Genomic DNA, 17,738 nt, shown 5'->3' with positions numbered 1-17,738 from the left:
ACCGCGCCTTTGGGAGGGATAGCGACATGTTCGACCGCCGCCTCGCACGCCGCTTCAACCATGGTCGAGCATCCGTGCGTGCCGCCCTGCTGCTCACCGTGCCGGCGCTGCTCGCCACCCCGCTCTTTGCCCAGGCGCAGCCGCCGGCCACGGCCCAGGCGACCAGCGGCGGCGTCGCCGACATCGTCGTCACCGCCCGGCGCCGCGCGGAATCGATCCAGGACGTGCCGCTGGCCGTCACCGCGCTCGACCGCGAGAGTTTCGAACGCTTTCAGCCGCGCGACATCGCCGACATCTCCGGCCTTGCCCCGTCCGTCGTCATCGACCCGCTCGGCGGCATTCCCGGCGGCGCCGCCACCTCGATCCGCGGCATCGGCACCTTCGAGATCGAGAAGACCAACGAGCCCAGCGTCGGCGTCACGCTCGACGGCATCTTCATCGGCTCCAACACCTACGCGCTCCTCAACGCCTTCGATGTCGAGCGGCTGGAAATCCTGCGCGGCCCGCAGGGCGTGCTGTTCGGCCGCAACACCACCGCCGGCCTGATCAGCATTACCCGCAGCAAGCCGCGCCGCGGCGAGCCGGTGTCCGTGCGCCTGTCGGGCACGCTCGCCGAGCGCGGCCAGCAGGACGCCCGCGTGACGCTGCTGGCACCGATCGGCGACCGGGTGGCGATCAAGCTCGCCGGCTTCACGCTGAACGACGACGGCGACTATCGCAACACGTTCCTGAACCGCCGCGCAGGCGGCAAGAACATCCTGTCCGGCCAGATCGGCGCCAAGGTCTGGATCACCGACGATCTCGACATCTGGGCCTCCTACGAACATCTGCGCGACAAGAGCGATCTTGGCGCCACGCGCAATCTCGCCAGCAACCCCGGCCAGGGCCTCGCCTGCGCGCTGGGGCAATGCTTCCGCGGCGCCCTCAACTCGCCCGACCTGCGCAACATCGAATCCGATCGCATTCCGCAGACAAAGGCGACGCTCGATGCGGTGACGGTCGAAGCCAACTGGCGCACGGGGATCGGCACCTTCACCTACCTCTACGGCCGGCGCGTGTCGGACGAGTTCCGCATCACCGACGCCGACGCCTCGCGCTTTCCCATCCTCTGGTTCGAGCGTGAACAGGACGAGCGGCAATCGAGCCACGAACTGCGGCTGTTCACCGACGCGATCAAGGGCGTGGCGCTGACCGTCGGCGGCTATGTCTTCGACCAGGAAATCGGCAACACCACACGCAACCGCGACCTCTTCCCCTTCCTCGGCTCGATCGGCGCCACCGGGCCACTGACCTTCAGCCCGGACTTCTACACGGGGTCGAACCAGTTGCAGAACACCCGCTCGCGAGCGCTGTTCGCCTCCGCCGACATCAGCATCACCGATCAGCTGACACTGAACCTCGGCGGCCGCTATTCCTGGGAACGCAAGCGCTTCCGCGCGCGCGACGCGCTGCCGCTGTCGCAGTTCGGCGGCTTCGGCACCATCTTCCTGCAGGTGGCGCCGGGCGTGCGCATTCCCTTCACCGGCGCCGGCTACGGCCCCTTCCAGACCGGCGAGAATGACTGGTCGCGCTTCACCCCGCGCATCGGCGTGCAGTACAAGGCAAGCGAGAACATGCAGCTCTACGCCAGCTACGCGCGCGGCTTTAAATCCGGCGGCTACAACATCCGCTACGACACCACCGCCGCGGCGCCCGGCGCGACCGTTCCCAGCTATGATCCCGAAACCGTGGATACCTACGAGCTGGGCTTGAAGTCCGAATTCGCCGACCGGCGGGTGCGCCTGAACGCCGCCGTCTATTACAATGACTATCGCGACAAGCAGGAACAGATCATCGCGCCCAACCCGGCAACCGGCGGGCTGACCTCGATCACCATCATCCAGAACGCCGCCTCGGTGGAGGGCTATGGCGCCGAAGTGGAACTCCAGGCGGTGCCCACGGACGGCCTGACACTGGGCGCGTCCGTCGGCTACAACCACATCAAATACAAGAGTTTCCGTGCCGACATCGATCTCGACAACAACCCGAACACCACGATCGTCACCGACAATTCCGGCCTCGATCTGGTCCGCTCCCCGCGCTGGACGCTGGCGGCCAATGCCGCCCTCACCCGCCCGGTCGGGCCGGGCGAGCTGGGGCTGGCGGGCAGCTTCCGCTGGCTGTCGGACTATTTCCTGGACGTGCGCAACGACCCGCGCGGCAAGGTCGAGGCATTCGGCATCCTCGATGCCACCATCAGCTATGAACTGCCGATGGCCGGCGGGCGCGTGTCGGTGTCGGCGTTCGGCCGCAACCTCGCCAACACCACGCGCCTCAACAGTTTCTTCCAGATCGCCACCGTCGCCGCCATCGCCGGCGTCAACCGCCCCCGCACCTTCGGGGTGGAGCTGAAGTTCGTCTATTAGCGTGCATCGCGGAAAAGCGGGAACCGGTTTTTTCGCAAAAGATGCGCGGCAACAATAACTTAGACCGGCTGGGGCAACCCGACCGTCAACTCCTTGGACAAGGCGGCTGCCTGCGCGACCAGCAGCGCGCGCGCCTCCTGCTGCGTGCCCTTGGCATGGGCGCGCACGATATAGGGGATGGTCAGCGACGCGACGGCATAGCCGGTCTCGCCGATGACGGGCGCCCCCAGGTCGACGATGCCGGCAGCCACCGGGCTGTTGGCGCGTTCGAACCGGTCCTCGACGATGCTCGCCAGTTGCGCCTGGAAGCTGCCGTCGTCGAAATCATCATAGGTGGCGGCCAGCCGTTCGATGATAGCGGCCCGCTGCGCCGGAGAGGAGAAGGCAGTGATAACGCGGCCAGAGGTGCTGTGGTCGATCCGCCGCCGATAGCCGAGGCGGACGGAGAAGCCCATCTCGCCCGGCGCCTCGACGCGGGCGATCACCACGATCTCGTTGCCGGACAGCACCGCCAGATGGCAGGACTGGTCAGTTTCGTGCGCCACCTTTTCGACATGGCGCATGGCGGTCGCCACCAGGTTGCGCGTCGGCGTGACATGCATCGCCAGTTCGAACAGCCGGCTGCCCATCTCGAAGCGGTCGCTGTCACCGTTGCGCAGAATATAGCCGCGGCGTTCCAGCGCCACCAGCATGCGGAAAATCTCGCCTTTCGTCCGGGAGAGCCGCTCGGCGATCTGCCCCATGGTCAGCGGCTCGGTCGCGAGCGAGAGCAGCTCCAGGATGTCGAGCCCCTTGTCCAGCGCGGGTGCCAGATATTTGCCGGTGTCGTCGGCCATGTGCGTCCTTTCCCCATAACCCCGCGCCGTTATGCCAACAAAAACGCACGGATGCCAATGGCCGTGCTTCGATGCGCCGGTGCCGGTTCACCAGTGAACTTGCATTTCATATCTTCGCAGGCGCCTCACACCCGGCTATGGCTCCCGCAGGGAGAAAGACATGCGCCGTACCGCGGATTGGTTCGAGGCTGCCCGGTTCGGCCTGTTCGTCCACTGGGGCCCCTGGGCCAGGGCGGGATGGGAGGCGAGTTGGCCACTGGTCGGCGGCGCGCCGACGCTGCCGCTGTGCCAGGACGTGCCGGCCGCGACCTATCATGCCAATGCCGAAGGCTGGCAGCCCGATCCGGAGGCGCCCGAGCGCTGGGTTGCGGCGGCAAAGGCGGCCGGCATGACCTATGCCATCCTGGGCAGCCGCCACCATGACGGCTATGCGCTCTGGCCGAGCCGCGCCGGCGGGGCGTACAGCCACGGGGTCGGCCGCACGGCGCCCGGCACCGACATCGTCCGCGCCTTTGTCGACGCCTGCCGCCGGCACGGCCTGAAGACGGGTCTCTACTATTCGCTGCCCGACTGGCACCATCCCAGCTATCCGCCCTTCACCGATGCCGACCGGCCCTATCGCTTCGGCTTCTACCCGCCGGCGACCGCGGGCCAATGGGCCGACTATAGGGCCTATGTGCGCGCGCAGCTGACCGAGTTGCTGAGCGATTATGGTCGCATCGACATCCTGTGGTTCGACGGGGCCTGGGAACGCACGCCGGCGCAATGGGATGTCGATGGCCTGGAACGGCTGATCCGCGAGCTGCAGCCCGATATCCTGATCAACGACCGCCTGCCCGGCAAGGGCGACTATGCCACGCCGGAGCAGTTCGTGCCGCCCGAACCGCCGGCCGAGCCCTGGGAAACCTGCCTGACGATGAACATGAGCTGGGGCTTCAACAGCAGCGACGACCGCTACAAGTCGGCCACATCCCTGGTGCACACGCTGTGCGAGGTGGCATCGCGCGGCGGCAACCTGTTGCTGAACGTCGGTCCGGACGGTGCCGGCGATGTCCCCGCCCCCCAGGCGGAGCGGCTGGCGGCGATGGGGCGCTGGGTGGCGCTGCATGGCGAGGCGATCTTCGCCACCGAGCCGGGATTGCGGCCCTGGCAATTCTATGGCCCGACGACGCGGCGGGACCGGGTGCTTTACTGCCACCTGCTGATGCAGCCGGTGGCGCCGGTCTCGGTCCGCGGCGTTCGGGTAAGGCATCTGAAACGGGTGACCGCGCTGGGCAGCGGCCATGACCTGCCGTTCGAGGTGCGGATCCCGGTGATCGACGAGCTGTTGGGGGTGGACGGTGCCGGCGAGGTGCTGATCGAGGTGCCCGATGCCGCGCGCGATGCGGTCGCGACGGTGCTGCGGCTGGAGTTCGACGAGCCGGTGGCGGCATCGGCGGGATGAAGCTGTTCCGACACGGCCCCGTCGGCGCGGAACGCCCCGGCATCGTCGCGCCCGATGGCAGCGCGCGCGACCTCTCCGCCCTGCTGCCCGACATCGCGGGGCCGCTGCTGCTGCCGGCCGGGCTGGACTCGATCCGCGCGCTCGACCCGCTGGCGCTGCCGGTCCTGCCGCCCGGGTTTCGCCACGGCGCCTGCGTCGGCCAGGTGCCGAAATTCATCTGCGTCGGCCTGAACTATGCCGACCATGCCGCCGAGACGGGGACGACGGTGCCGCCCGAGCCCGTGCTGTTCATGAAGGGCGTCAACGCCATCTGCGGCGCCCATGACGACATCGAGATCCCGCGCGGCTCCAGCAAGACCGACTGGGAGGTGGAACTCGGCGTGGTGATCGGCACGCCGGCGAAATATGTGTCCGAGGCCGAGGCGATGGCGCATGTCGCCGGCTATTGCGTGGTGCACGATGTCTCCGAACGCGCCTTCCAGATGGAACGGCAGGGCCAGTGGGTGAAGGGCAAGAGCCACGACAGTTTCGGCCCGATCGGCCCCTGGCTGGTGACGGCGGACGAGGTGCCCGACCCGCAGGCGCTCGACCTGTGGCTGGAGGTGGATGGCCACCGCTACCAGCAAGGCAATACCCGGACGATGGTGTTCGGCGTGGCGGCGCTGGTCAGCTACATCAGCCAGTTCATGACGCTCCAGACCGGGGACATCATCTCGACAGGAACGCCGCCGGGCGTCGGCCTGGGGCAGAAGCCGCATCGGGTCTATCTGCGTGCCGGGCAGGAGGTTCGGCTGGGCCTCGCGGGACTGGGCGAGCAGCGACAACGCACCGTTCAGGCGTGATCCTTCCAGGCGCTGCCGTTCGGAAAGGCATAGGCGGTGCGGCTTTCGGCTTTCATCTCCACGCTGAAGCCGGGCAATTGCGGCGCCAGATAGCGGCCGTTGTGGATGCGGATCGGATCGACGAAATGCTCGTGCAGGTGGCCGGCATGCTCGATCATGCGGCCCTCGGGGCCGGCGGCGACGCAGGCGGCATCGAAGAAGGACAGGTGCTGGACATATTCGCACAGCCCGACGCCGCCGGCATGAGGGCAGACCGGCGTGTCGAAGGCGGCGGCAAGTAGCAGCACGGCGAGCACTTCGTTGACACCGCCCAGCCGGCAGGCGTCGATCTGAGCCACGTCGATGCTGCCGGCCTGCAGGAATTGTTTGAACATGATCCGGTTATGGCAATGTTCGCCGGTGGCGACGCGCACCGGTGAAACGGCGTTTCGTATGCGGGCATGGCCCAGGATGTCGTCGGGGCTGACCGGCTCCTCGATCCAATAGGGATCGAAAGGCTGCAACGCCTTGACCCAGCCGATGGCCTGGTCGACCTCCCACACCTGGTTGGCGTCGATCATCAGCAGCCGGTCAGGCCCCAGCACCTCGCGCAGCACGGCGCAGCGCCGCAGGTCGTCGGCCAGACTGGCGCCGACCTTCATCTTGATGGCGTTCCAGCCGTCGGCCACCGCGGCCGAGGCCAGCGCGCGGATCTTTTCGTCCGGATAGCCGAGCCAGCCGGCCGACGTGGTGTAGGCGGCGTGCCCCTCCGCCGCCAGCCGGGCGATCCGGGCGGGCTTGTCGGGCAGGTTGCGTTGCAGGATTTCCAGCGCCAGTTCCGGCGGCAGCGCGTCGCTGATGTGTCGGAAATCGATGGCGCGGACGATCTGCTCGGGCGGCATGTCGGCGAGATAGCGCCAGAGCGGCTTGCCGGCGCGCTTGGCGAGCAGGTCCCAGACGGCGTTGACGATGGCCGCGGTCGCCATGTGCGTCACGCCTTTTTCCGGGCCGAGCCAGCGCATCTGGCTCTCGCCCACCAGGCTGCGCCAGAAGCCTGCCATGTCGTTCTCGATGCCGTCCAGCGAGCGGCCCGTGACGGTCGGCAGCAGCGCCTCGATCGCGGCGACGACAAGGTCGGTGCCGCGCCCCAGCGTGAAGGCCAGCCCATGCCCCTCCAGCCCGGGCTGGGTGGTGGACAGGATGACGGTGGCGGCCGAATAATCCGGATCGGGGTTCATCGCGTCCGAGCCATCCAGGAAGCGCGAGGTGGGGAAGCGGATGTCGGCGGTTTCCGTGCCGGAGATGACCGCGGTGCCACCGCTGGCCTGCGAAGGATGTGACATCGTCACCCGGCGGTGCTGAGCGGCTGCATAACAGTGAATCCTTATTTCACCCATGAACCGATGTCATCCGCTTTGTGCGTCACCAATGGCAAGCAGACAGAGGCGATTTTGCGGTTGTCAGCGCCAGTGCGACATGGTTGGTTGCGGGGGTGAACCGGCATTTCACCCATGAAGGACCGCAAGGAGAACGGCTGAGGCCGCTGGGGCTGGGGTGCGCGGCGTTCGGCAACCTGTACGCGCCGGTGGCAGATGTGGACGCGGAGGCCGCGATGGCGGCGGCAATCGACGTGGGCGTCCGCCACTTCGATACGGCCCCTTATTATGGCCATGGCCTGAGCGAATCGCGGCTGGGGGCGTTCCTGCGGGCGACCGGGCATGACGTCATCCTGTCGTCCAAGGTCGGCCGCAGCCTGGCGGAGGGGGAGGCGCCGGGGGACACGGGGTTCGTCGGCGCCGCGTGCGCCCGGCCCTATTTCGATTATGGCCGGGACGCGGTGTTGCGGCAGGTGGAGGGAAGTTTGCGGCGCCTCGGCCGCGAGCGGCTGGACATGCTGTTCGTGCATGACATCGGCGCGCTGGTGCACGGCGCCGACCACCCCGCTCGGTTCCAGCAGGCGCTGGACGGGGCCTTTCCGGCCTTGGCGGAACTGAAGGCGCAGGGCGTCGTCGACGCCATCGGCATCGGCGTCAACGAGGTGGCGGTCTGCCTGGAGACGCTGGCGGCGGTGGAGATCGACCTGATCCTGCTCGCCGGGCGCTACACGCTCTTGGAACAGGCGGCGCTCGATGACCTGCTGCCGCTGTGCGCGGCGCGCGGTGTCGGCGTGATCGTCGGCGGCCCGTTCAATTCGGGGGTGCTCGCCGGCGGCGACCATTATGACTATGGCGCCGTGCCCGCCGCCATCGGGCAGCGGGTGGAGCGGCTGCGGCGGGTGGGCGAGGCGCATGGCGTGCCGCTGGCGGCGGCGGCGCTGCAATTTCCGCTCGCCGCGCCGGCGGTGTGCAGCGTGATCCCTGGTGCGCGCTCCGCGGCGGAAGTGCGTGCCAATACCGCCGCGATGGCGCATGCCATTCCCGCCGATTACTGGGCCGCGCTGAAGGCGGAAGGCCTGCTGCGGGCCGATGCGCCGGTGCCAGCCTGATGCGGCGGATCGACGGCGATAACGGGCGGCACGGCTGCCCGCTTCCACGGACCGGGGGTGTGAGATGGTGATCCGGAAGGCGATGGTCATCCGGGTGCGGCCCGAGAAGCTGGCCGAGTATCGCGCGCTGCATGCCAAGCCCTTTCCAGGTGTGATCGCCGCGCTGAAAGCCGCCAACGTCTCCAACTATTCGATTTTCCTGAAGGACGACCTGCTGTTCGGCTATCTGGAATATTCGGGCAGCGACTGGGCGGCGGACATGGCGAAGGTGGCGGCCGATCCGGAGACGCAGCGCTGGTGGCAGCTGACGGACCCGTGCCAGACGCCGCTGGAAAGCGCGGCGCCGGGCGAATGGTGGGCGGACATGGAACCGCTGTTTTACATGGCCTAGGGAGACGGTGGTGGGACGATTGAGCGGCAAGACTGCCTTTGTGACCGCCGCCGGTGCCGGCATCGGCCTGGCGACGGCGCTGGCCTTCGCGCGGGAAGGCGCGGCGGTGACGGCGACCGACATCGACGAAGGCGCGCTGGCGGCGCTGGCCACGGAAGCGCCGGGCATCGCCGTGCGCCGGCTGGACGTGCGCAGCGATGCCGCGGTGGCGGCGGCGCTGGCCGGCACGGCGCCCGACATCCTGTTCAACTGCGCCGGATTCGTCCATCATGGCAGCGTGCTCGATTGCACGATGGAGGACTGGGCCTTCAGTCTCGACCTCAACGTCACCTCGATGTTCCGCACCATCCGCGCCGCGCTGCCGGGGATGGTGGCGCGCGGATCGGGCACGATCATCAACATGGCGTCGGTCGCCTCCAGCATCCGCGGCGTGCCGAACCGCTTCGCCTATGGCACCAGCAAGGCCGCCGTCATCGGGTTGACCAAGGCGGTGGCGGCGGATTTCGTGGCGCAGGGCATCCGCGCGCACGCCATCTGCCCGGGCACCGTCGCGTCGCCCTCCCTGGAGGCGCGCATCAACGCCCAGGCCGATCCGGTGGCGGCGCGGGCCGCCTTCATCGCGCGCCAGCCGATGGGGCGCCTGGGTACGCCGGAGGAAGTGGCGGCGCTCGCGGTCTATCTCGCGTCCGACGAAGCCAGTTACACCACCGGGCAGACGCACATCATCGACGGCGGCTGGACCGGCTGAGGGCATGGGCGCGGCGCCTGACGCTCTGGGCAGGCCATTGACACCTTGTAAAGTTCCTGTTTTGTTCCCATAAAAGACGTTGTGCAGATGAGTCTTGGCCTGGGCGCCGCGGAGGACATCCGCTGGGTTCGCGACCGGCTGTTGGCGCATTTCGGCGACACCGGCCCGATCCTTCTGCGCAGCCCGATCGGCCAGCTGGTGAAATCCTCGATCAGCAGCCGTACCCTGGATGCGGTCTCGCTGCGCGCCTATGACCGGCTCGTCGCGGCCTATCCGCGCTGGTCCGATATCGCGGCGGCGGACACGGCCGCAATCGAGGCGGTGATCGCCGACGTGACCTTTGCCGAGGTGAAGGCACCATCCCTGCGCGGCGCGCTTCGTGCCGTCGCGGCCGACCGGCCGGATTTCGACCTGACGTTCCTGCGCGGGCACGGTGTTCCCCGGGCGCTGGCGTGGCTGGAACGGCTGCCGGGGGTCGGCCGCAAGGTGTCGGCATCGACGCTGAATTTCAGCTGGCTGGGCATGCCGGCGCTGGTGATCGACACGCATGTGTTGCGGGTGCTGCGGCGGTACGGCTTCGTCCGCGCCGCGGCGGACACGCGCGCCGCCTATGACAGGATGATGCCGGTTCTGCATGACTTCAGCGCGGCCGGGCTGGCGGAACTGCACCTGCTGCTGAAACATCTCGGCCAGACGCTCTGTCGCGCCGACCATGCCTGTTGCGGTGCCTGCCCGCTCGGCCGGCGCTGCCGGGCTTCCGCGCCGCGCTGACCGGTCGCCACGCCCGGCGGGATCGGCATTTCTTTACGCGCCGCTTACGCCGGGCCGGCGGATTTCCCCGCACGCCCTAACCCGCGCTCGCGCTACCCATGCCGGACAGTTTCGAGGCAGCCAAACCATGTCCTTTGACCTTGTCGCCGGCGCGGTCGTCGCGGTCGCCATGTTCGTCTATCTGCTCGTCGTGCTGGCACGCCCCGAGCGTTACTGAGGGGTGGGGCGATGACCTTTGCCGGATGGGCGATGATCGCCCTGTTCATCGTGCTGATCGTGGCGCTTGCCAAACCCGCCGGCCTTTACATGCACATGCTTTATGCCCGTCCGTCGCTGCCGGGCGAGCGCCTGGTGCAGCGCCTGCTGGGCGCCGACGCGGTGCGTGAACAGAACTGGCTCGGCTATGCCGTGGCGGTGATGGCGTTCAACCTGCTGGGCATCGCCCTGCTGTTCGCGATCCTGCTGCTGCAGGGGTTGCTGCCGCTCAACCCGCAGGGCTTTGCCGGCGTGGAGCCGCTGCTGGCGCTGAACACCGCGGTGAGTTTCGTGACCAACACCAATTGGCAGAATTATGGCGGCGAAACGACGCTGTCGCATTTCAGCCAGATGGCCGGGCTGACGGTGCAGAATTTCCTGTCGGCGGCGACCGGCATCGCGGTTGCCTTTGCGCTGATCCGCGGTTTCGCCCGGCGGGAGGTGGCGCACATCGGCAATTTCTGGGTCGATGTCAGCCGCGCCACGCTCTACCTGCTGCTGCCGGCGAGCATCCTGCTGGCGCTGGCCTATGTCGCGATGGGGGTGCCGCAGACCTTCGATGCCACGGTGACCGCCACCACGATGGAAGGTGCGCGGCAGGCGATCGCGGTGGGCCCGGTGGCGTCGCAGCTGGCGATCAAGATGCTCGGCACCAACGGCGGCGGTTTCTTCAACGTCAATTCGGCGCACCCGTTCGAGAATCCGACCGCGCTCTCCAACTATCTCCAGATGCTCAGCATCTTCGTGCTGGGCGCCGGGCTGACGGTGACCTTCGGCAAGGCGGTGGGCAACATGCGGCAGGGTTGGGCCATCCTGGCGGCCATGCTGGGCCTGTTCGTGGTGGGGGTCGCGGTCATCTATGGCGCGGAAGCGGCGGGCAATCCGGTGCACCAGGCGCTGGGGCTGGTCGGCGGCAACATGGAGGGGAAGGAGGTGCGCTTCGGCATCGCAGCCACGTCGCTGTTTGCGGCCGTGACCACCGCTGCTTCCTGCGGCGCGGTCATCGGCATGCATTCCAGCTTCATGGCGCTGGGCGGGCTGGTCACGCTGTTCAACATGCAGCTGGGCGAAATCCTCGTCGGCGGGGTGGGATCAGGGCTTTATGGCGTCCTCATCTATTGCATCCTTGCCGTGTTCATCGCCGGGTTGATGGTGGGGCGCACGCCCGACTATGTCGGCAAGAAGATCGAGGCGCGGGAGATGCAGCTGGCGGTGATCGCCATCGCGATCCTGCCCTTCACCATCCTGCTGCTGACCGCGCTGGCCAGCGTGACGCCGGCCGGGCTCGCCGGGCCGCTGTCGAAAGGGCCGCACGGCTTTTCGGAGATCCTTTACGCCTTCAGCAGCGCGGTCGCCAACAACGGCTCGGCGTTCGGCGGGCTGACCGGCAACACGCCCTTCTACAACCTGTTGCTGGCGCTCGGCATGTTCGTCGGCCGCTTCGGCGTCATCATCCCCGCGCTGGCGATCGCCGGCAGCCTGGCGGCGAAGCGCCACAGCCCCGTCACCGCCGGCTCCTTTCCGACGACGGGGGCACTGTGGATCGGCCTGCTGGCCGCCGTGATCGTCATCGTCGGCGGGCTGACCTTCCTGCCCAGCCTGGCGTTGGGCCCCGTCGCCGACCACTTTAACATTGCCGCCGGCAAGCTTCTGTAGGCCAATCCTTCATGACGAACGCCCCTTCCCTGTTCACCGGACCGCTGCTGTCGGCGGCCGCGCGCGATGCCTTTGGCAAGCTCGATCCCCGCGTGCTGGTGCGCAACCCGGTGATGTTCGTGACGGCTGTTGTCGCCGCGCTCTCCACCCTGCTGCTGGTGAAGGGCATCGTGACGGGCAGCGGCAGCCCGGCGTTCGAGGGGCAGCTGGTGTTCTGGCTGTGGCTGACCGTGCTGTTCGGGAATTTCGCCGAGGCGCTGGCGGAGGGGCGCGGCAAGGCGCAGGCGGCGTCGCTGCGCAGCGCCAAGGCGGAGCTGACCGCGCGCCTGCCCGACGGTCGCGTCGTCGATGCGGCAACGCTGAAGGTCGGCGACCTGGTGCATGTGGGGACCGGCGATCTGATCCCCGCCGACGGCGAGGTGGTGGAGGGGGTGGCGAGCGTCAACGAGGCGGCGATCACCGGCGAATCGGCGCCCGTGATCCGCGAGGCCGGCGGCGACCGTTCGGCGGTGACGGCGGGCACGCGGGTGATCGCCGACCGGCTGGTGGTGCGGGTGACGGCGGCGCAGGGCCAGGGCTTCCTGGACCGCATGATCGCGCTGGTGGAGGGGGCGAGCCGGCAGAAGACGCCGAACGAGATCGCGCTGACCATCCTGCTGGCGGGGCTGACGCTGATCTTCCTGATCGCGGTCGGCACGCTGCCGGCCTTTGCCAGCTATGCCGGCGGCAACATCGCGGTGCCGGTCCTGGTCGCGCTGTTCGTCACGCTGATCCCGACGACGATTTCGGCGCTGCTGTCGGCGATCGGCATCGCCGGGATGGACCGGCTGGTGCGGTTCAACGTGCTGGCGAAATCGGGGCGCGCGGTGGAGGCGGCGGGGGACATCGACACGCTGCTGATCGACAAGACCGGCACCATCACCATCGGCGACCGGCAGGCGACCGCCTTCCTGCCGCTGGCGGGTGTGGGCCCGGCCGAGCTGGCGGCGGCGGCGCGGCTGGCCAGCCTGGCGGACGAAACGCCCGAAGGCCGGTCGATCGTGATGCTTGCCGGGGACGGCGAAGCGATGCCCGCCGATGCGGAGCCGATCGGGTTTTCCTCGCACACGCGCGTTTCGGGGGTGCAGGTCGGCGAGCGCGTTATCCTGAAGGGCGCGGTCGATGCGGTGCTGCGGCGCACCGAGGCGACCGTTGGCGCCGCCGAGCTGCGCCGCCTGGCCGATGACATCGCGCGCCAGGGGGCGACGCCGCTGGCGGTCGCCGATGGCCGGCGGCTGCTGGGCGTGGTCCGGCTGAACGATGTGCTGAAGGCGGGCATTCGCGAGCGCTTTAGCGAGCTGCGCCGGATGGGCATCCGCACGGTGATGATCACCGGCGACAATTCGCTGACCGCCGCCAGCATCGCCGCGGAGAGCGGGGTCGACGATTTCCTCGCCGAGGCGACGCCCGAGGACAAGCTGATGCTGATCCGCCGGGAGCAGGCAGGCGGCAAGCTGGTGGCGATGTGCGGCGACGGCACGAACGATGCGCCGGCGCTGGCGCAATCGGACGTGGGCGTGGCGATGAACAGCGGCACGCAGGCGGCGCGGGAGGCCGGCAACATGGTCGATCTGGACAGCGATCCGACGAAGCTGATTGAGATCGTCGGCCTGGGGAAACAGCTGCTGATGACGCGGGGCGCGCTCACCACCTTCTCGATCTCGAACGATGTCGCCAAATATTTCGCGATCCTGCCGGCGATCTTCGTCGCGCTCTATCCCGGCATGGCGGCCCTCAATGTGATGGGGCTGGCCAGCCCGCAGAGCGCGATCCTGTCGGCCATCATCTTCAACGCGCTGATCATTCCCGCGCTCGTCCCGCTTGCGCTGAAGGGCGTGCGCTACCACCCTGCCCCGGCGGGCACGCTGCTGGCGCGCAATCTCGGCATCTATGGCCTGGGCGGGATCGTCGCGCCCTTCATCGGCATCAAGCTGATCGACCTGCTGGTCGGCGGCCTGCACCTGGTCTGAGGAGTTTTTCGATGTTCACTGAAGTTACCCGCGCGCTGCGTCCGGCCATCGTCCTGCTGCTGCTGCTGACGCTGCTGACCGGGCTGGCCTATCCGGCGCTGGTCACGGCCATCGCGCAGGCCGCGATGCCGGCGGCGGCGAACGGCAGCCTGGTGCGCGACGGCGAACGGATCGTGGGATCGGCGCTGATCGGGCAGAATTTCGCCCGCGCCGATTATTTCCATCCGCGCCCGTCGGCGGCAGGCAAGCACGGCTATGATGCCAGCGCGTCGGCCGCGACCAACCTGGCGCCCGGATCGCGGGACCTGCGCGATGCCATCGCCGGGCGGGTTGCCGACGATGCCATGGCGGCGGCCGTTCCCGCCGACCTGGTCACCACCAGCGCCTCCGGGCTTGACCCCGACATCAGCCCGGCGGCGGCGCTGGTGCAGGTGGCGCGGGTGGCGGGGGCGCGCGGGCTGCCCAGGGAAAGCGTCGAGGCGCTGGTGCGGCGAAATGTCGACCAGCCGCTGTTCGGCATCATCGGCGAGCCCCGGGTCAATGTGCTGCTTCTCAATCGACAGCTGGATGCCCTGTCCGCTAACCAGGGGCGATGACGGACCAACGCCCCTCGCCCGATAACCTGCTGAAGGCGGCGAAGCGCGAGGGGCGCGGGCGGCTGAAGATCATCCTGGGCGCGGCGCCGGGCGTCGGCAAGACGTTCGAGATGCTGCGTGAAGGCGCGGACGCGCTGAAGGCGGGGCGCGATGTTGTCGTGGGGGTGGCGGAAACGCACGGGCGGGCCGAGACGGAGGCGCTGCTTGCGCCGTTCGAGATCCTGCCGCGGCACATGGTTGCGCATCAGGGCCACAGCCTCGCGGAGTTCGACCTGGACGGCATGCTGGCGCGCCGGCCGCAGCTGGCGCTGATCGACGAGCTGGCCCACAGCAATGTGACGGGCAGCCGCCATCCCAAGCGCTGGCAGGATATCGAGGAGCTGCGGGACGCGGGCATCGACGTGCTGACCACGCTGAATGTCCAGCATATCGAAAGCCTGAACGATGTCGTTGCCAGCTTCACGCACATCAGGGTGCGCGAGACGGTGCCCGATGCGCTGCTGGAGGATGCCGACCTCGAGCTGGTCGACCTGCCGCCGGACGAGCTGATCGCGCGGTTGAAGGCGGGCAAGGTCTATGTGCCCGGCGAGGCGGCGCGCGCGCTCGACAATTTCTTCACCAAGGCCAATTTGTCGGCGCTGCGGGAGCTGGCGCTGCGGCGGGCGGCCATGATCGTCGACCGCGCGCTGATCGACCATGTCGATACCACCGGGGCGGCGGGCACCTGGAAGGGCGGGGAACGGCTGGTTGTCGCCATCGGTGATCAGCCCGGTGATGAAATCCTGGTGCGCACCGCCAAACGGCTGGCGGACGGGTTGCGGGCAAGCTGGAGCGCGCTGGTGGTGGAGACGCCGCGAACCGCCACGCTGGGCGCGGAGGCACGTGCCCGGATGGCGGCCACGCTCGACCTTGCCGCCAGCCTTGGCGCGGCGATCACCACGGTGCCGGCGGCGTCGGTCGATGTCGGGCTGCGCCAGCAGCTGGGCGCGATGCGGGCGACCACGCTGGTGATCGGCAAGCAGCGCCGGTCCTGGTGGTTCGAACTGCGGCATGGATCGGTGGTGGACCGGCTGGTGCGCGATCTGGCAGGCGTTGCCGTGCATGTCGTGCCCATCGCCGAACCGGCGGGCAGCCGGGGGAGCGCGACGCGCCGGCCGATCCCGTTCGGCGGCATCGCGGCGGGCCTTGTGCTGGTGGCATTGACCACCGCCGCCGCGGTCGGCCTGGGCCGCGTGATGGGATCGAACGCGGTGGACCTGCTTTTCCTGCTGCCGATCATCGTTACCGCCACGCTGTTCGGCCTGCGACCCTCGCTGGTCGCCAGCCTTGCCGCCGCACTCGCCTATAACTTTTTCTTCCTGCCGCCGCTCTATACCTTCACCATTGCCAATCCGCAGAACATCATCACCCTGTTCGTGCTGGTGGTGGTATCGGTGGTCGCCAGCCAGCTGGCGGGCCGGGTGCGGCGCGAAGCGAATATCGGCGCGCGCACGGCGACGGAGAATGCCGCCCTTGCCACGTTCGGGCAGCGACTGGCGGCCGTTTCCGACGAAGCCGCGACCGCCGCCGTGATCTGCGAGGAAATTGCCGCCCTGTTCGATGCGAACACCGTGTTCCTGGTGATGCGGCAGGGGCGGCACGAAGCCGTGGCCGGCGCGCCGGACCTGCCGGTGCTGAGCCCGATCGACAGTGCCGCGATCGACTGGGCCTTTGCGCGGGGCGAGGCGAGCGGGCGGGCCACCGGCACGCTGACCGGCAGCGAATGGCAGTTCCATCCGCTGGCCACCTCGCTCGGCGTTCTGGCGGTGCTGGGGATCGCGCGCGACGCGGGGGACGCCGTGCCGCCGGAACGGCGCGTGCTGTTCACGACGATGCTGGGCCAGGCCGCGCTGGCGCAGGAACGGCTGAAGCTGGAAGCCGAGGCGCGCGACGTCAGCGTGCTGCGCCAGCGCGACGAGCTGCGCACCACGCTGGTCGCCTCGATGGGGCATGACCTGAAAACGCCGTTGACCGCGGTGGTGGCCACCGCCGACGCGCTGGCGGCGCGCCATGGCGATTGCGAGGATTCGCGGCTGCTGCGTTCGGAATCGCGCCGGCTGGCGCGGCTGTTCGACAATCTGGTCGAGATGACGCGGCTCGATGCCGGGGCCGTCCGCGTCCGCCCCGAGCCGCTGGACCTGACCGACGCGGTCGGCAGCGCCGTCGGTGAACTGACCGTGGAGCTGGCGGCGCACCGGCTGGTGATCGAGGTTCCCGTCGACCTGCCACTGGTTGCCGCCGATCCGCGCCTGCTGCACCATGTTCTGGTCAACCTGTTGATCAACGCGGCGAAGTTCGCCCCCGCCGGCACCGCCATCTTCGTGCGTGCCGCCGCTGGCGACGGTGTCGAACTGCGGATCGAAGACGAGGGGCCGGGGCTGCCACCGGGACAGCGCGAACATCTGTTCGAGCGTTTCACGAGAATCGAAGGTGACGACCGCAGCGGCGGCAGCGGCCTGGGCCTGGCGATCGTCAAGGGCTTTGCCGAGGCCATGGGTCTTGCCGTGCTGGCGACGGACCGGGCCGGCGGCGGCGCCTGCTTCGCCATCGCCTGGCCCCCTGCCCTGCTGCATCCGGTGCCATCGGCATGACGCGCATCCTGGTCGTGGATGATGAGCCCGCGATCCGCCGGCTGCTGCGCGGCGCGCTCGCGCGGGTGGGCTATGATGTGGCCGAAGCCGGTGACGCCGCCGCCGCGCTGCGCCTCGGTCAGCCGCCGGTCGCGCTCGCCGTGCTCGACCTTGGCCTGCCCGACCGCGACGGGATCGAGCTTGTCCCGCTCCTGAAAGCACGCGGGCTGGCGGTGGTGGTGGTGACCGCGCGCGACACCACCGCGGAAAAGGTCGCGGCGCTCGACCTGGGGGCCGACGATTATGTCACCAAGCCTTTCGACACCGAGGAGTTGCTGGCCCGTGTCCGCACCGCGCTGCGCCACCAGGGCAGGGCCGCGGCCGGCCTTGTCAGCGCGGGCGCCGTCACTGTCGACCTTGCCGCGCATCGCGTAACGCTCGGCGGGCAGGAGGTGAAGCTGACGCGGAAGGAGTTCACGCTGCTGGCGGAACTGGCGGGGCATGCCGGCAAGGTGCTTACGCATGTGCACCTGCTGCGTGCCGTCTGGGGGCCGGCGCATCTGGGCGACGTGGAATATCTGCGGGTCACCATGCGCGGCCTGCGGCAGAAACTGGAAAAGGATCCGGCGCGGCCGCGGTTGATCGTCAACGAGCCGGGGGTGGGGTATCGGCTGTCGCCGCCGCTGGCCGACGGTGCCGGCCCTGATTGACA

15 protein-coding genes are annotated in these 17,738 nt (G+C 68.9%); 13 read left to right on the top strand and 2 right to left on the bottom strand.

The window, feature by feature from the left end; translation table 11 throughout:
• Positions 1 to 26: 26 nt before the first annotated feature.
• The gene (locus H3309_RS07105) at positions 27 to 2,405 is read left to right on the top strand and encodes a TonB-dependent receptor (protein WP_182298038.1); all 2,379 of its coding nucleotides are present in this window, start codon (positions 27 to 29) and stop codon (positions 2,403 to 2,405) included.
• Between the two features lie 59 nt (positions 2,406 to 2,464).
• Here H3309_RS07105 and H3309_RS07100 read toward each other — a convergent pair whose 3' ends face one another.
• On the bottom strand, positions 2,465 to 3,241 hold the full coding sequence (locus tag H3309_RS07100; RefSeq protein WP_182298037.1) for an IclR family transcriptional regulator: 777 nt from the start codon (positions 3,239 to 3,241) through the stop codon (positions 2,465 to 2,467).
• A gap of 160 nt (positions 3,242 to 3,401) precedes the next feature.
• Between H3309_RS07100 and H3309_RS07095 the strand changes: the two genes are divergently transcribed.
• The gene (locus tag H3309_RS07095; protein WP_182298036.1) at positions 3,402 to 4,685 is read left to right on the top strand and encodes an alpha-L-fucosidase; all 1,284 of its coding nucleotides are present in this window, start codon (positions 3,402 to 3,404) and stop codon (positions 4,683 to 4,685) included.
• Positions 4,682 to 5,527, top strand: a complete 846-nt coding sequence (locus tag H3309_RS07090; RefSeq protein WP_182298035.1) for a fumarylacetoacetate hydrolase family protein — start codon at positions 4,682 to 4,684, stop codon at positions 5,525 to 5,527. Before H3309_RS07095 ends, H3309_RS07090 begins: the two co-directional genes overlap by 4 nt.
• Here the strand turns inward: H3309_RS07090 and H3309_RS07085 are convergent.
• Positions 5,518 to 6,849, bottom strand: coding sequence for an enolase C-terminal domain-like protein (locus H3309_RS07085; protein ID WP_182298034.1), 1,332 nt, complete (start codon positions 6,847 to 6,849; stop codon positions 5,518 to 5,520). The genes H3309_RS07090 and H3309_RS07085 overlap by 10 nt on opposite strands.
• A 149-nt stretch (positions 6,850 to 6,998) precedes the next feature.
• Between H3309_RS07085 and H3309_RS07080 the strand changes: the two genes are divergently transcribed.
• The 10 genes from H3309_RS07080 to H3309_RS07035 all read left to right on the top strand — a co-directional run bounded on the left by H3309_RS07080 (position 6,999) and on the right by H3309_RS07035 (position 17,736).
• Positions 6,999 to 7,991, top strand: a complete 993-nt coding sequence (locus H3309_RS07080; RefSeq protein ID WP_243453874.1) for an aldo/keto reductase — start codon at positions 6,999 to 7,001, stop codon at positions 7,989 to 7,991.
• Between the two features lie 64 nt (positions 7,992 to 8,055).
• Entirely contained in the window at positions 8,056 to 8,382 is a 327-nt protein-coding gene (locus H3309_RS07075; RefSeq protein ID WP_182298033.1) for an L-rhamnose mutarotase, read from the top strand.
• A gap of 10 nt (positions 8,383 to 8,392) precedes the next feature.
• The gene (locus H3309_RS07070) at positions 8,393 to 9,130 is read left to right on the top strand and encodes an SDR family oxidoreductase (protein WP_207791569.1); all 738 of its coding nucleotides are present in this window, start codon (positions 8,393 to 8,395) and stop codon (positions 9,128 to 9,130) included.
• An 87-nt stretch (positions 9,131 to 9,217) separates the two neighbouring features.
• Positions 9,218 to 9,901 carry an endonuclease III domain-containing protein gene (locus tag H3309_RS07065; RefSeq protein WP_207791568.1) on the top strand — a complete coding sequence of 228 codons (684 nt, stop codon included), beginning with the start codon at positions 9,218 to 9,220 and terminating at the stop codon, positions 9,899 to 9,901.
• Between the two features lie 127 nt (positions 9,902 to 10,028).
• Positions 10,029 to 10,118, top strand: a complete 90-nt coding sequence (gene kdpF, locus H3309_RS07060; protein WP_182298030.1) for a K(+)-transporting ATPase subunit F — start codon at positions 10,029 to 10,031, stop codon at positions 10,116 to 10,118.
• Positions 10,119 to 10,129: 11 nt separating this feature from the next.
• Positions 10,130 to 11,812, top strand: coding sequence for a potassium-transporting ATPase subunit KdpA (gene kdpA / locus H3309_RS07055; RefSeq protein WP_182298029.1), 1,683 nt, complete (start codon positions 10,130 to 10,132; stop codon positions 11,810 to 11,812).
• An 11-nt stretch (positions 11,813 to 11,823) separates the two neighbouring features.
• A complete protein-coding gene (gene kdpB / locus H3309_RS07050; protein WP_182298028.1) occupies positions 11,824 to 13,821 on the top strand; it encodes a potassium-transporting ATPase subunit KdpB in 1,998 nt (665 codons plus the stop codon).
• An 11-nt stretch (positions 13,822 to 13,832) separates the two neighbouring features.
• The gene (gene kdpC / locus H3309_RS07045; RefSeq protein ID WP_182298027.1) at positions 13,833 to 14,417 is read left to right on the top strand and encodes a potassium-transporting ATPase subunit KdpC; all 585 of its coding nucleotides are present in this window, start codon (positions 13,833 to 13,835) and stop codon (positions 14,415 to 14,417) included.
• Positions 14,414 to 17,047: a sensor histidine kinase gene (locus H3309_RS07040; RefSeq protein WP_182298026.1), complete on the top strand. Its 2,634-nt coding sequence runs from the start codon at positions 14,414 to 14,416 to the stop codon at positions 17,045 to 17,047. The genes kdpC and H3309_RS07040 overlap by 4 nt, the downstream gene beginning before the upstream one ends.
• The gene (locus tag H3309_RS07035; protein WP_182298025.1) at positions 17,044 to 17,736 is read left to right on the top strand and encodes a response regulator; all 693 of its coding nucleotides are present in this window, start codon (positions 17,044 to 17,046) and stop codon (positions 17,734 to 17,736) included. The genes H3309_RS07040 and H3309_RS07035 overlap by 4 nt, the downstream gene beginning before the upstream one ends.
• Positions 17,737 to 17,738 lie beyond the last annotated feature (2 nt).

Origin of the sequence: Sandaracinobacteroides saxicola (assembly GCF_014117445.1) — a bacterium.
Classification (GTDB): Bacteria; Pseudomonadota; Alphaproteobacteria; order Sphingomonadales; family Sphingomonadaceae; genus Sandaracinobacteroides_A; species Sandaracinobacteroides_A saxicola.
The sequence above is the reverse complement of the archived record's forward strand: the minus strand, read 5'-3'. Positions and strand labels throughout refer to the sequence as shown.

Bases quoted from the DNA above. Each gene is read 5' to 3' on its own strand.
- H3309_RS07100 (WP_182298037.1), bottom strand. From the start codon at position 3,241: ATGGCCGACGACACCGGCAAATATCTGGCACCCGCGCTGGACAAGGGG.
- kdpF (WP_182298030.1), top strand. From the start codon at position 10,029: ATGTCCTTTGACCTTGTCGCCGGCGCGGTCGTCGCGGTCGCCATGTTC.
- H3309_RS07090 (WP_182298035.1), top strand. From the start codon at position 4,682: ATGAAGCTGTTCCGACACGGCCCCGTCGGCGCGGAACGCCCCGGCATC.
- H3309_RS07085 (WP_182298034.1), bottom strand. From the start codon at position 6,849: ATGTCACATCCTTCGCAGGCCAGCGGTGGCACCGCGGTCATCTCCGGC.
- H3309_RS07065 (WP_207791568.1), top strand. From the start codon at position 9,218: ATGAGTCTTGGCCTGGGCGCCGCGGAGGACATCCGCTGGGTTCGCGAC.
- kdpC (WP_182298027.1), top strand. From the start codon at position 13,833: ATGTTCACTGAAGTTACCCGCGCGCTGCGTCCGGCCATCGTCCTGCTG.
- kdpB (WP_182298028.1), top strand. From the start codon at position 11,824: ATGACGAACGCCCCTTCCCTGTTCACCGGACCGCTGCTGTCGGCGGCC.
- H3309_RS07040 (WP_182298026.1), top strand. From the start codon at position 14,414: ATGACGGACCAACGCCCCTCGCCCGATAACCTGCTGAAGGCGGCGAAG.
- H3309_RS07095 (WP_182298036.1), top strand. From the start codon at position 3,402: ATGCGCCGTACCGCGGATTGGTTCGAGGCTGCCCGGTTCGGCCTGTTC.
- H3309_RS07075 (WP_182298033.1), top strand. From the start codon at position 8,056: ATGGTGATCCGGAAGGCGATGGTCATCCGGGTGCGGCCCGAGAAGCTG.
- kdpA (WP_182298029.1), top strand. From the start codon at position 10,130: ATGACCTTTGCCGGATGGGCGATGATCGCCCTGTTCATCGTGCTGATC.
- H3309_RS07035 (WP_182298025.1), top strand. From the start codon at position 17,044: ATGACGCGCATCCTGGTCGTGGATGATGAGCCCGCGATCCGCCGGCTG.
- H3309_RS07105 (WP_182298038.1), top strand. From the start codon at position 27: ATGTTCGACCGCCGCCTCGCACGCCGCTTCAACCATGGTCGAGCATCC.